General features: G+C 72.6%; 9 protein-coding genes. 5 read left to right on the top strand and 4 right to left on the bottom strand.

Annotation, left to right across the window (positions count from 1 at the left end):
• The first annotated feature begins 4 nt into the window (after positions 1-4).
• From OG432_RS26855 to OG432_RS26840, 4 genes are all read left to right on the top strand, one after another.
• The gene (locus OG432_RS26855; protein WP_328315252.1) at positions 5-778 is read left to right on the top strand and encodes a DUF2293 domain-containing protein; all 774 of its coding nucleotides are present in this window, start codon (positions 5-7) and stop codon (positions 776-778) included.
• Positions 779-916: 138 nt separating this feature from the next.
• On the top strand, positions 917-2,263 hold the full coding sequence (locus OG432_RS26850) for an MFS transporter (protein ID WP_328313535.1): 1,347 nt from the start codon (positions 917-919) through the stop codon (positions 2,261-2,263).
• Between the two features lie 27 nt (positions 2,264-2,290).
• A complete protein-coding gene (locus OG432_RS26845; RefSeq protein ID WP_328313534.1) occupies positions 2,291-2,857 on the top strand; it encodes a hypothetical protein in 567 nt (188 codons plus the stop codon).
• A gap of 129 nt (positions 2,858-2,986) precedes the next feature.
• Positions 2,987-5,137 carry a TerD family protein gene (locus OG432_RS26840; RefSeq protein WP_328315251.1) on the top strand — a complete coding sequence of 717 codons (2,151 nt, stop codon included), beginning with the start codon at positions 2,987-2,989 and terminating at the stop codon, positions 5,135-5,137.
• An 80-nt stretch (positions 5,138-5,217) separates the two neighbouring features.
• On the opposite strand, the gene OG432_RS26835 is transcribed toward OG432_RS26840, so the two are convergent.
• The 3 genes from OG432_RS26835 to OG432_RS26825 form a co-directional block, all read right to left on the bottom strand.
• Positions 5,218-6,471 carry an SWIM zinc finger family protein gene (locus tag OG432_RS26835; RefSeq protein WP_328313533.1) on the bottom strand — a complete coding sequence of 418 codons (1,254 nt, stop codon included), beginning with the start codon at positions 6,469-6,471 and terminating at the stop codon, positions 5,218-5,220.
• A complete protein-coding gene (locus tag OG432_RS26830) occupies positions 6,468-9,431 on the bottom strand; it encodes a DEAD/DEAH box helicase (RefSeq protein WP_328315250.1) in 2,964 nt (987 codons plus the stop codon). The genes OG432_RS26835 and OG432_RS26830 overlap by 4 nt, the downstream gene beginning before the upstream one ends.
• A 271-nt stretch (positions 9,432-9,702) precedes the next feature.
• A complete protein-coding gene (locus tag OG432_RS26825) occupies positions 9,703-11,157 on the bottom strand; it encodes a carboxylesterase/lipase family protein (protein WP_328313532.1) in 1,455 nt (484 codons plus the stop codon).
• Positions 11,158-11,538: 381 nt separating this feature from the next.
• Here OG432_RS26825 and OG432_RS26820 point away from each other — a divergent pair, with 381 nt between their 5' ends.
• Positions 11,539-11,910, top strand: coding sequence for a hypothetical protein (locus OG432_RS26820; protein ID WP_328313531.1), 372 nt, complete (start codon positions 11,539-11,541; stop codon positions 11,908-11,910).
• 38 nt (positions 11,911-11,948) lie between these two features.
• On the opposite strand, the gene OG432_RS26815 is transcribed toward OG432_RS26820, so the two are convergent.
• Positions 11,949-12,845 carry an acyltransferase domain-containing protein gene (locus tag OG432_RS26815; RefSeq protein WP_328313530.1) on the bottom strand — a complete coding sequence of 299 codons (897 nt, stop codon included), beginning with the start codon at positions 12,843-12,845 and terminating at the stop codon, positions 11,949-11,951.
• Positions 12,846-13,063 lie beyond the last annotated feature (218 nt).

The following is a 13,063-nucleotide window of genomic DNA, read 5'->3' as shown; positions in this document are numbered from 1 at the left end:
CGCCATTCTCGTCATTGAACCCCGGCGCCACCACCGCTGCGCCGACTGCGATAGCGGACCGTTGCGCCGTCTCGTCCTGGAGTCGGGCTCGCCGCGCTGTCTTGACTGTTCGGACCTGGGGCACTTGGTGTTCCTGCCACGCGGCGACACCGCGCTCACCCGCCGCGCGCGGGCGGGCAGTTCGCTCTCGGCCGTCGTGGTCCGCTTCAACCGGCGCCGACGGCGCTACGAGCGGCAGGGCGTGTTCGTCGAAGAACGCGCCCTCGCCGCCGCCGAGGCCGCCTGTCTTGCCGACGGCGAGGCGCGTGCTCGGCGGCGCGCCCGCGATGCCGAGCGGCGGGCAGCCGAGGACGTCCGGTTCACCGCGGCCTTGACGGGCGAGATCCTGCGGCTCTTTCCGAGGTGTCCGGCCGGGCGTGCCCGCGAGATCGCCGAGCACGCCTCGGTGCGCGGCAGCGGGCGGGTGGGGCGGTCGGCGGCGGGCAGGGCGCTGGACGAGACGGCGGTGACGCTGGCCGTACGCGCCTCCGTTCGCCATCTGGATACGGAGTACGACGCGCTGCTCATGGCCCGGGTGCCGCACAACCGGGCGCGGGTCAGGGTGGCCGCCGCGATCGACGCCGTTCTGGCCGCGTGGTCGCTGCCGCAGCCGACGCCGTCGGCCCCCTCGACGCCCTCAGCACCCTCAGCACCCTCAGCACCCTCAGCGCCCTCAGCGCCCTCAGCGCCCGGCAAGGTAGCCTCCATGGTCGCGGAAGGCAATCCTCCGGATACGTAAGAATTCCATTCACTCACACTTCTTTCGCATAGAAAGATTCCCTTCCAGGGCTCGGGCAGGCAGGATGGCTGCGCTCGACTCAAGCCGTCCGTCCCCGCCACCCCAGGCGGGCCCACGCCCAAGGCGAGGTAACAGCCGATGCCGAAGCCGGCCACCGCGGAAACCGACGCACCTGAGCGACTCGCCCCGTCGCTCGACGAGGCGCCCCTGCGCCCCTTTCACCTGCGGGTGACGGCGACAACGTTCGGGGCGAACTTCTCCGACGGCTATGCGCTGGGCATGATCGGCGCGGTCCTCGCCACCCTCACCGACGCCCGGCACCTGTCGGGCGTCTGGCAGGGCCTGCTGGGCGCCTCCGCGCTGATCGGACTGTTCTTCGGCAGCATCGTGCTCGGTCGCGTCGGCGACATCATCGGCCGCCAGAAGCTGTACATCTACAACTTCGTCCTGATCACCGTGGCCTCCGCCCTTCAGCTCTGGGCCCGCGATCCGGCGCTCCTGTTCACCCTGCGCCTGCTCATCGGCTTCGGGCTCGGCGCCGACTACGCGGTGGGTCCGACGATGCTGTCGGAATTCGCACCCCGCAGGCTCCGGGGCGTGCTCCTGGGCTCCCTGACCGTGATGTGGACCGTCGGATACGTCATCGCGGGCATCCTCGGCACCTACCTCGGCAAGTCCGAAGGCGCCGCCTACCTGCTGCTCGCCTCCGGGGCAATCCCCGCGCTCGTGGTGCTGCTCCTGCGCATCGGTACGCCGGAGTCACCGAGCTGGCTCATCAGTCAGGGCAGGGTCGAGGAGGCGCGGGCCATCGCCCGGAGGTATCTGAAGTCGGAGCTCGGCCCCGCCGAGGCCGCCCCGGCCCGGCACCACGCGGGTGCGACCGCCGCGTACCGGGAGCTCTTCTCCCCCGGTCAGGCCCGGCGCACCTGGTTCGGCACGGTGTTCTACAGCGCGCAGGTGCTCCCCTACTTCGCGATCTACACCTTCATGCCGACCATTCTGGCCGCCCTGAACGTCCCCGACCCCGACCTGCAAAACCTGCTGCTCAACCTGTTCCTGCTCGCCGGCGGCATCATCGGGCTCTGGTTCCTGCAGAAGACCGGGCGCCGCCCCTTGACGATCGTCACGTTCGGCGTGATGACGGCGGCGCTGGCGCTGATGGGCGCCTTCGCCCACGCCTCGACGACCGCCCTCATGATTCCCTTCCTCGTCTACACCTTTGTGATGGCCGGCGCTTCAAACCTCACGCAGGTGTATCCGGCCGAGCTCTACCCGACGCATCTGCGCGCCACCGGCGTGGGCTTCCTCAACGGCACGAGCCGTATCGCTTCGGCCGTCGGCACGTTCATCCTGCCGGTCAGTCTGGAACACCTCGGGCTGAGCGGCTCGATGTACTGGCTGGCGGCGGTTCTACTGGCGGGCATGCTGGTGTCGCTCGCGTGGGCCCCGGAGACGCGGGAGTCGGTGACCACTTCGGGCGGCTGACGGCACGCTCGTGGGTATCCCTCCCCCATGACGACCGCGCCGCACCGTCCCCTGCTGCTCCTCGACGTCGACGGCCCCCTCAACCCGTACGCCGCCCGCCTGGCCCAACTGCGCGGCTACCGCGCCCACCGGCTCCACCCGGCGATCTGGCTCGCGCGCCAGGCCCCGGGCTCCCGCTCCCACCGACGGGGCCTGCGCGTCCGGCTCAATCCGGCGCACGGGCCCCGGCTCCGTTCGCTGCCCTACGAACTCGCCTGGGCCACCACCTGGATGAACGAGGCGAACGAGATGATCGCCCCCGCCATCGGCCTCCCGCCCGACCTCCCCTTCATCGCCTGGCCCGAGCTCTTCGCCACCGACCCGGACGGCCTGTACTGGAAGACCAGGCCCCTGCTGAAATGGGCGGCGGGACGCCCGTTCGCCTGGGTCGACGACATGATCACCGATCTGGACGAGACCTATGTGCGCGACCACCACGACGCGCCCGCACTGCTGGTGCGCGTGCATCCGCGACGCGGTCTGCGGGAGGCCGATTTCACCACGCTGACCCGGTGGGCGACGACGGTCTTGACCGAAGAGCGCCCATTACCGTGATCGCCGGTCACCCCGACCAGTAGGCTGAATTCGCGCTCTTGGGGAGAGCAACAACTTTCCGTGAACAGAGGGCAGTTCGGCCATGCCCGTGCAGCCCTCCATCCCGTGGGGGGATCTCATATGCAGGAAATGGTCAAGGGTGCCAACGTCGCCCTGTCCGCGCTGAGCGAGAACGCCGGCTCCGTCATCGTCAGCCTGAGCTGGAGCAGCCCGAACGGCGAGGGTGACGCCGATGTCTCCGTGCTGCTGCTCGGCGCGAACGGAAAAGTGCGCGACAACGCGGACTTCTTCTTCTACAACAACCCGGCCGCGGCCGACGGCACGGTGCAGCTCCTCGGCGCCACACCGACCGAGAACGGCACCGAGGACCGAATTCGGCTCGATCTGACCGCGATTCCCGGCGATGTCGACCGGGTCATTGTGGCGGCCAGCCGCCACCGCAGGGCCCATTTCGGGGAGTTGGAGAACATCCGCCTGGTGGTGACGGACGGCTCGGGCGACGGGCTGCTCGGCTTCTCCATCGACGGGGCGAGCACGGAGAGCGCGTTCGTCTTCGGCGAGGTCTACCGGCGCGGGGACGCATGGAAGTTCCGGGCCATCGGCCAGGGCTACGACTCCGGACTCGCAGGGCTGGCCACCGACTACGGCATCGAGATCGACGAGGACGACGAGCAGGACGGCGACGGGCCCGGCGGTGCGGGTGAAGGGGTGGAGGCCGCCGAGATCCCTGAGGTTTCTGAGGTGGCTGTTGTGGCCGTGGAGACCGTTGTGGCCGATGTCTCCGGCGCCACCGGTGAGGCAGCTGTCGAGGCCAGGGCGACAACCACCGTACCGGCTGGTGCAGTTGAGGTGGCAGTGTCGGCCTCGGCCACGGTGCCTGCCCAGAGCGGCTCCGAGCCGGCCGCCACGGAACCGGCCTCCGCCCCTGCCCCTGCCGCCGCGCGCCGCCTGCGTACGGCCAAGAAGAAGGTCACGCTGCCCAGGGCGTCCAAGGCCTCCCTCGCGGAGAACGACACGTGGCGCGCCGCGCGGCTGTTCCCCGCGTCCTCGCTGAAGAGCGACCGGGAACGCGAGATGCGGGCGACGTCCGTGCTGCTGGCGGTGATGACCCAGGTGCCCGAGTTCGGACGCCGGCTCACCGCCGCGTTCGGCGCGCCCACCGGGCGGATGGAGGCCTTCACCGAGGTCTCACTCCCGCACGGCGACAGCCCCAAGCGGCCCGACGGCGTCATCCGCGTGGAACGCGCGGGGAAGCTGTGGACCGCGCTCGTCGAAACCAAGACCAACGGCAACGCGCTCAAGGACGAGCAGATCCAGGCGTACATGGACATCGCCGCCCGGCGGGGCTACGAGGCGGTCATCACCCTGTCCAACGACGTGGCCCTGGAGGGAAGTTCCCTGGTCGAGGTGAAGACCGACGGGCGGCGTAAGCACAAGGTCGCGTTGTGGCACCTGTCCTGGGCCGAGGTGACGCACCAGGCACAGCTCCTCATCCGCCACGAGGGCGTACGCAACGAGGCGCACGCCTGGCTGCTCCAGGAATTGCTGCACTACCTCCAGCACGACAACTCCGGCTGCCACGGCTTCCAGAACATGGGCCCGGCGTGGGTGCCGGTGCGCAATGGAATCGACGAGGAGACCCTGACGCCGGGCGACCCGCGGTCCGTGCAGGTCGTCGAGAGCTGGGAGCGGCTGATCCGCCAGGTCTGTCTGCGGCTCGGCGGTGAGCTCGGCGCGAAGGTGGTGCCCGTGCAGCGGGCTCGGCGCGGCACCGACCCCCAGTCGCGCCGGGCCGAACTGGCACACCGCCTCTGCGTGGACGGGCAGCTCCGGGCGGAGATCCGGGTCGAGGGTGCGCCCGGGGTGCTGGGTGTCGTCGCCGACCTGCGGATGGGGCGGCTCAGGACGTCCATCGAGATCCCGGCCCCCGAGCAGGGCTATCCGCTCTCCTGGGTGAAGCGCCTGATGAGGCAGCTCGCCGAGGCGCCGGCCGATCTGCATGTGCAGACCCTGCTCGAAGGGGACGGGGTCGGTCCGCGCGGCACCCTGGAGAAGTTGCGCCCCGAGCCCGGGGACCTGCTCCCGAAGGGGTCGGAGGGGATCACTGGATTCCGCCTGTCGCTCTCCAAGAGCGTGGGCCATACGCGCGGCAATGCCGAGACCGGGTTCATCCGCGGTGTCGACGCGGCGGTCGACGTGTTCCACTCCCATGTGGTGACACGCCTGGAGCGGCCCCGCCCGGCGCAGCGCAGGGCGACGGCACCCGGCACGGCCGCCTGACCCGGCTGTCTGACCCGCCGCCTGACCCAGCTGGGGCCGTGCCCCGGCCGGCCCGGTGGCGCCTCGCTCGCCCGTGAACGTCAGCCGAGGCGGGTGGTGAGCGCGCCCACCGGGTCGGCGTCGGGGCTGCCCCGGGGCCACCAGTCGTCCCGGCCCGGGTCCGACTCGTAGCCGTACCAGAGCCCGTCGCGGCCGTAGCGGAGCTGGGTGCTGGGGGTGGACAGGCGGTTGCGGCTGGGCCGGAAACCGGGGAACCCGGCGGCGCTCAGGGCCGGGCGGGCCCGGTCGAAGGGGCCGGCCGGCGGGTCCCAGGGGGATTCGAGGACGGCGAGCGCCTCGATGCCGCCCTGGCGCCAGGCGGCCACCGCGCGCGCGAGATCCGTGGGGGTGCGGTCGGTGGCGCGGGTCAAGGCGGTGTAGAGGGCGCGGGTGGCGGAGGTGAGCCCGGAGCCGGGATGTGCCGCGGCCAGGCGCACCGCGTCCTGCCAGGTGGTGAGCGGGGCGATCGGATCCTGCCCGGTGGTGAGCAGGGTGTGGGCGCGGATGGCCGCCTCCGTGGCGAGGAGGTCGAGCGAAAGGGGGTCGGGGCCACCGGCCACCGCGGGGAACGCGGGCGGATGTCCCGGACGCGACGGCAGGGGGAACGGCGGCGGCAGCGGCGGCCTGGTGCGCGGCTGGACCGCGGAGCGGGCCTGGACGGTGGGGAGTTGAGGCAGCGGGGCGCTCCGCTCCACGGCCATACGGGCGGCATTGCGCCGGGTGAGCGCGGCCAGGAGCTCCTGCTCGCCGCGCCCGCGCATCAGCAGCAGCACGAACGGGTCCTCGTCCAGGAGGCGGGCCGTCTGGTAGCAGAGAGCCGCCGCGTGCTTGCAGGGGTAGCCGTCGTCGGGACACGAGCAGTCGGGGATCAGGTCGCCGGAGGCGGGCAGCAGGGCCGCCTCGTCGGCCAGGGCGTGCGGCAGATCCTTGTCCAGGAGGGCGGCGATGTGAGCGGGTGCCTGCGCCGCGGTGTCGAGGAACTCCTCCCACGCCTGGTCGGGCAGGGTACGCAGCCGCAGTTCCGTCCGGTAGGGGCGGGGCCGGGAGCCGTGGACGTAGGCGGTGATGCGGCCGGGCGTGACAGTGATCGCGTCGACGTGACCGGACTGCGCGTAGGCATGGCCGCGCGCCAGCCGGCCGGCGTCGAGGGCCAGCTCCTCCAGGGCCTCCACCCAGGCATCGCCCCACCAGGTGCCGGTCCGCTCGGTGCGGGCGCCGAGCGCGGGGTAGGTGCGCCGGCGGTCGTCGTGGCGGGGGGTGCGCAGGGAGGGGCCGGCGGGGCGGGCGGCGGTCATGTGGCTCTCCGCAGGGAGATCAGGTCGGCCAGTTCGCGGTCGGTGAGTTCGGTCAGGGCGCTCTCCGAGGAGCCGAGGACGGCGTCGGCGAGGCGGCGTTTTTGTTCCAGCATCTCGGCGATGCGCTCCTCGACGGTGCCCTCGGCGATCAGGCGGTGGACCTGGACCGGCTGGGTCTGGCCGATGCGGTAGGCGCGGTCGGTGGCCTGTTCCTCGACCGCCGGGTTCCACCAGCGGTCGTAGTGGATGACATGGCCGGCGCGGGTGAGGTTGAGGCCGGTGCCCGCGGCCTTGAGGGAAAGGATGAACACGGGCACCTCGCCGGTCTGGAAGGCGTCGACGAGGCGGTCCCGCTCGGCCACCGGGGTTCCTCCGTGGAGCAGTTGGGAGGGCACGCCGCGTGCGGTGAGGTGGCGGGAGAGCAGCCGGGCCATCGCGACGTACTGGGTGAAGACGAGGACCGAGCCGTCCTCGCTGACGATGGTGTCCACGAGCTCGTCGAGCAGGGCCAGTTTGCCCGAGCGGGCCGCGAGACGCGGTGACTCCTCCTTCAGGTACTGCGCGGGGTGGTTGCAGATCTGCTTGAGGGCGGTGAGCAGCTTCATGACCTGGGCGCGCCGTGCGATGCCTTCGGAGGCCTCGACGGCGGCCATCACTTCGCGGACCACCGCCTCGTAGAGGGCGGCCTGTTCGCGTGTCAGCGGCACGGGGTGGTCGGTCTGGGTCTTGGGTGGCAGCTCGGGCACGATGCCCGGGTCGGACTTCTTCCTCCTGAGGAGGAAGGGCCGCACCAGGCGGGCGAGGCGGTCCGCCGCGTCGTCGTCCTCGCCGTTCTCCACCAGGCGGGCGTGCCGGGCCCGGAACGCCTTGAGGGGGCCGAGCAGGCCGGGGGTCGTCCAGTCGAGCAGCGCCCACAGCTCGGAGAGATTGTTCTCCACCGGGGTGCCGGTGAGCGCGATCCGGGCGGGGGCGGGGATGGTGCGCAGCGCCTTGGCGGTGGCGGAGAACGGGTTCTTGACGTGTTGCGCCTCGTCGGCGACCACCATGTTCCAGGCGCGGGAGGCGAGTTGGGGCGCGCTGGTGCGCATGGTGGCGTACGTGGTGAGGACGAAGCCGCCTTCGCCGCTCCGCGTTTCCAGGGTGCGGCTGCTGCCGTGGAAGCGGTGCACGGGGACGCCCGGCGCGAAGCGGGCGATCTCGCGCTGCCAGTTGCCGAGCAGCGAGGCCGGGCAGATCACCAGGGTGGGCTCGCGGCGGGCGCGCCGCAGGTGCAGGGCGATCACGGTGATCGTCTTGCCGAGGCCCATGTCGTCGGCGAGGCAGCCGCCGAGGCCCATGGAGGTCATCATGGACAGCCAGGCCAGGCCGCGCAGTTGGTAGTCGCGGAGCGTCGCGTCGAGGCCCGCCGGCTGTTCGGCCGTCGCGGGCCCTTCCAGGAGGCGGTCGCGGAGCACCGCGAGCGCCCCGGTCGGGACCGCCTCGACGGTCTCGCCGTCGACGTCGGCGGTGCCGGTGAGGGCGACCGACAGGGCGTCCACCGGGTCGAGCAGGCCCAGGTCCCGCTTTCTGGCCTTGCGGACGAGCTCGGGGTCGGCGACCACCCATTGGTCGCGCAGGCGCACGATCGGGCGGTGGGACTCGGCGAGCACGTCCATCTCGGCGTTGGTGAGGGGTTCGCCGCCGAGCGCCAACTGCCAGTTGAAGGAAAGGAGTTCCTCGGCATCGAAGAAGGAGGTGCCGTCGGTGGCCGAGCCTGGTGCCGGGCGCACGACGGCGGTGGCGCTGAGCGTGCGGGCCAGCTCGCGCGGCCAGTGGACGGTGACGCCCGCCGCGGCCAGCCGTGCCGACGCCTCGCCGAGCAGCTCGTACAGCTCGGCCTCGGTGAGGGGCAGGACGTCGGGGACGCTGCGCTCCAGGAGCAGCCCGAGCGGTGGCCAGACGCGGGAGGCGCGGCGCAGCGCGAGCAGCGCGTCGATCCGGGCACGCGGACCGAAGGCGTCAACTCCGTTTTCCGCGCCGCTCGTTGGGGGTGCGGGCTGCCGCTGGGGGGTGCCCGTCGACGCCGTGGCCGTGGGTCCGCCGTGGCCCGTGGCGGACCCGGTCGTGGTCGCGGACCGTCGTGGCCCCGTGGTGGCCGTGCTTTGGGGGACGTCGTCCGACCAGAGGCGGGCGGCGTCGACGACGAGCGTGGGGTCGGCGAGGCTGTGCACCTGGACGATCGCCGAGCCGGCGCGCCTCGCCTCGCCCTCTTCTTCCGCGGCCGTGTCGAACAGCTCGAATCCGGCGAGGTCGAGGCGCAGGGAGACCCGTACGCCCGCGTCCATCCCCGCGGCCGCCTCCGCCGCCCAGGCGTGGGCGGCCGGCAGGTGCTGGGCGGTGGGCGCGGCGAAGGGCGCCCCGGCGGCGTGGGCGGCGGCCGGGGTGCGCGGCAGGGTGTCGGCGACCGCGTCGAGGAAGGCGCGCACCAGGGCTTCGGGCTCGGGCAGCTGGAGCGCGCCGCGGCCGGGGACGGGCACGCCGTACGCCTCGTACGGCATGGCGGCGGCGATGGCGCGCAGCTGGGCGATGTCGTCCGCGTCGAGCGGGCCGGCCCGCCAGGCGTCGTGGCTGGTGGGGGTGAGGCCGGGCAGCAGCCGGCCGCGCGCGACGAGGTGCAGGGCGTGCAGCGCTGCGGCGCCCCAGCACGCGGCCGTCGGGTGGGCCGCGGGGTGGCTCCTGGCCTCGATCAGCAGGGGGAGCGCTTCGGCGACGGGCACGAGCAGGGCGGCGACCTTGCGGCTGCGGGCTCCTCCGCCGTGGCGGCGTACCACCGTCAGCTCGGCCACCTCTCCCGCTGGGCCGTCGGCTCCGTGTGCGAGAGGGCCCTGGTCCGGGACCCAGAAGGCGACCTTGCCCTCGCGGGGCAGCCCGGCGGGCAAGAACACGGCGGCCGCCGTCACACCGGGCCACGTGCGGGTCATGCCCTCGGGGCCGCCGGTCCGGGTACGGGCCGACGAGGCGCCGGACGGCCGGGTGAGGGCCGTTCCGCGCTCGGGCCGCCGGTCCGGATGATCGCGCCGGGCGGGCCCGGCGGGTCCTGAGGCGACCGGCTCGCGCTCGGGGTGCCGCATCGGTGTCGGCCGGTCCATCGCCGGTCACCTCCCTTCGTCCGCACGGTCATGACCCGTCGCGTGATGCGCGACGACTGATCTACGACCTTACGGGCGGGGTCTGACAATGGGCCCCACGGCCTCAGCGCACCCCCTCCCACAAGGCGCGTTCATTGCCGCGAAGGTCGTCCTCGACGCTCGGGTCGGTGTCGAAGACCTGGGTGGCGCGGCGCTCCAGGTCGTAGGGTGCCCAGCCGGGGTCGCCCGTCTTCGCGAAGGCCACCCAGGCGCCGTGCATCGCGTCCGCCAAGGACTGCGGGGGGCGCGGGCCGACCATCGGGGCATAGGCGGGGTCGTCGAGCCGGTCGAAGACGTAGGCGAGCTCGGAGGCGTGGCAGGCACCGAGCCGGCCGTCGTACGCCGGGGAGCGCCGGGCGAACTCGTACACGTACGAACCCGGAACCGACTCGGCGATGCGCAGGGCGGGGATCCGGTAGAACCAGTCGGTGGTGACGGCGTCGAACAGCTCGCCGGGCACGGCGTCCGGACGGCGTTCCGCGTACACGGGCAGCGCCTTGTCCGGGTCGAGCCCGTACGCCGCCGTCGCCAGGCGGAGCCTGGAATGCGACAGGGCGTCGAGGCGCTCGGTGGGCACCAGGAACAGCCGGTACTCCTCGCGGTTGCTGCCGACGAGGAATTCCACCCCGCAGTCCTGGCCGGGGAGCGCGAACGCGTCGAGGACGGGTTCGAACGGCATCATGTTGAGCGCCGCCTCACCCCACAGCGCGGGGTCCGGGCGTGCCCCGATCTCGCCCCGCAGCTCGGCCTGGGCGGGCAGCAGCGTGTCCAGGGGGACGGCGGCGAACTCCTCGGCGCTCGCCTCGATGCCGAGCTTCTCGGCGAGGCGGGCCGTGATCAGGTCGGCGGAGGCGGGGCGAAGGAAGTGGTGGGCGGCGCCGCTCTGCAGGATGGCGCGCCGGAACAGGCCGCGGGCGCGGGGCAGGGAAAGCAGGGCGCCGATGCTCATGGCGCCCGCGGACTCGCCGAACACGGTCACCTGTCCGGGGTCGCCGCCGAAGGCCTCGATGTTGTCGCGCACCCATTCGAGGGCGGCGATCTGATCGAGCAGACCGCGGTTGTCCGGCCGGTCGGGCAGCTTCAGGAAGCCGTCGGCGCCGAGCCGGTAGTTGATGCTGACGTAGACGACGCCGTCGCGTGCGAAGGCGCTTCCGTCGTAGGAGGAGGCGGAGCCCGAGCCGTTGGCGAAGGCTCCACCATGGATCCACACCATGACAGGGAGCCCGCCGCCGGAGGCCGGGTGCGGGGTCCAGATGTTCAGGTTGAGGCAGTCCTCGCCCTGGGGCCCCTCGTCCGCGATGAGGGCGTCGAAGGGCGGCGCGTAGGGGGCCCGGGGGACGCTCGCCCCGTAGGAGTGCGCCTCGCGTACGCCGTCCCAGGGGACGGCTGGTGCCGGAGCCCGAAAGCGTGCCTCACCGAAGGGGGGTGCGGCGAAAGGGATGCCGAGGAAGGCGGCCACGTCGTCGGCGACGAGTCGTCCTCGCACCGCTCCCTGGTGGGTCGTACGGATGGGTTCCATCAGGTTCGTGCGCCTTCCGACAGGGTTTCGAGCGGTGCCGCGCCGCGTTCTCGGGGCGTTCGACAGGGACCGCGTGCCCGGCCGCGGGCAGCGCAATCTCTCTCGTACCCCGGCGCCCGCCCGGTGTAAAGACCCCACCCGGGGCCGGGTGACTCGAAACGAGCCCGGCGGAACCGGTGCCGCGGAGCGCTACGGGCGTCCGAAGTGGCGGGGGTGTCCAAAGTTGCGGGGGGGGGTGTCCGAAGCAGCGAGGTTGCCTCGCGACAGGCCCGGTCGCCCGGCCGGGCTATCCGCGGGGCACCCCGGATGCCGGGTACGGCGACACGGGGCAGGCTGGCGACACTGACCGCCGCAGCCATGCCGTACAGACGAGGACCACTCATGTCCGTGACCGCGTCCCAGTCCCCCGCCCCCGCCTCGCGCCGTCGTCGCCGTACGCGGATCGCCGCCGGGGCCGTGCTGCTCACCCTCGCCACCACCGCCTGCTCCAGCCTCGGGCGGACGGCGGTCGGCACCGTCAGCTATCCGGTGGGGCGGAACGCCGCCGTCTCGCTGACCAGCCCGAAGGTGACGGGCTGCCACCGGGTGCTGCCGGCCGGCACGAACGAGGTCTTCAACAACACCCTGGTCGACATGGTGATGTACCGGACACCCGACTGCACCGGCAAGGACACGACGTACATCGGCAGCCGGCTCACCAACAATGTCGCACCGCAGGCCCCGCCCTGGCGCAGCTACAGCTTCGTGCACTGAGCGAGGCCGCCGACGGAACCGGTCCCGCCGGCCGGCACCTACAGCTGGAACCAGCCGTGGCCCAGGTACCAGTGCCCGCCGTCGAGAAGGTGCCGGGTGACGGCGCGCTGCACCCCGGTGCGCTGGGGAAGTCCCGCCACGGGGAGTTCGGGATCGCCGAAGACGAAGCCGACAGGCTCGCTGTCGGCCGGCTCGTCGCTTCTGTGGTCGATACGGAACAAACCCTGGAAGCGGACAATGTTGGAGTCCTCGGGAAGGTGGTCCCGCAGCTGGTCGTCGAGCAGCCACGAGTGGCACACCGCCACACGGTGGCGCTCCTCGGGGAAGTGGCGGGCGAAGAACGTCTTGGCCCGAGCGATGGAGTCGGCGCACGCCCGGGGCGTCAAGGGGCCCTGGCAGTCGGGAATGTGCAGATTCAGGCAGGGGTCGCCGCGCTGGGCGTCGAAGCCCGCCGCGCGGACGGCCCGGCTCGTGCGCTCCCCGAGTTCCGCGCGCTGGAACTGGAGCCGGCCGAGCTGGTAGATCTCCCCGCGGAAGTGCAGCCGCAGCCAGTGCGGGGCGTTGAGGCCGCCGATTCCGTGCCGCCTGTGGTGCAGCGCGATCTGTCGCCCGAGGTCGGCGAGCGTACGGCGGGCGATGTCGTCGGGGATGCCCCGCTCACGGTGGTACGCCCTGGTGTACGGCAGCGCGGCGACGGCGACGTACACGGGGAACCAGCGCTCCAGATCGCCCAACCCCTCGGGCAGGGGCGGCGGTTCGGGTCGGGCACCGATCGTGCCGATGCCCTCGACGAGGGCACGTGCGGACTGTTCCAGGAGGTCAGCCAGCTCGGGTTCTGCGGTGAACCGGGCGGCCAGTGAGGTCAGTTCGTTGATGTCCTCGTGCGGTACGGCAAGGTCGAGCAGCGTCTCGGGGAGGTCGTCGAGGAGCAGCATGCGCGCCACCCTAGCCACCCTGTCCGCCCCGCGCCCCGGCTTGGGCGACGCGCATCCGTTCCGTCTCTGTTCCCCGGCCGCGCGTCGCGTGGCGCGCACCCGTGACCCCCGCGCGCCCCGGCCCCACGGGCGGTGGCTGACCCCACGAGCGGTGGCCGGCTGTCGCACGGATCGGCCGTGCCGTCGCACGGATCGGCCGTGCTCAACAGCTTTCACCT

Origin of the sequence: Streptomyces sp. NBC_00442, assembly GCF_036014195.1 — a bacterium.
Classification (GTDB): domain Bacteria; phylum Actinomycetota; class Actinomycetes; order Streptomycetales; family Streptomycetaceae; genus Streptomyces.
The sequence above is the reverse complement of the archived record's forward strand: the minus strand, read 5'-3'. Positions and strand labels throughout refer to the sequence as shown.

Coding starts and splice junctions, on each gene's coding strand:
- OG432_RS26850 (WP_328313535.1), top strand. CDS start 917: ATGCCGAAGCCGGCCACCGCGGAAACCGACGCACCTGAGCGACTCGCC.
- OG432_RS26845 (WP_328313534.1), top strand. CDS start 2,291: ATGACGACCGCGCCGCACCGTCCCCTGCTGCTCCTCGACGTCGACGGC.
- OG432_RS26840 (WP_328315251.1), top strand. CDS start 2,987: ATGGTCAAGGGTGCCAACGTCGCCCTGTCCGCGCTGAGCGAGAACGCC.
- OG432_RS26835 (WP_328313533.1), bottom strand. CDS start 6,471: ATGACCGCCGCCCGCCCCGCCGGCCCCTCCCTGCGCACCCCCCGCCAC.
- OG432_RS26830 (WP_328315250.1), bottom strand. CDS start 9,431: ATGACCCGCACGTGGCCCGGTGTGACGGCGGCCGCCGTGTTCTTGCCC.
- OG432_RS26825 (WP_328313532.1), bottom strand. CDS start 11,157: ATGGAACCCATCCGTACGACCCACCAGGGAGCGGTGCGAGGACGACTC.
- OG432_RS26820 (WP_328313531.1), top strand. CDS start 11,539: ATGTCCGTGACCGCGTCCCAGTCCCCCGCCCCCGCCTCGCGCCGTCGT.
- OG432_RS26815 (WP_328313530.1), bottom strand. CDS start 12,845: ATGCTGCTCCTCGACGACCTCCCCGAGACGCTGCTCGACCTTGCCGTA.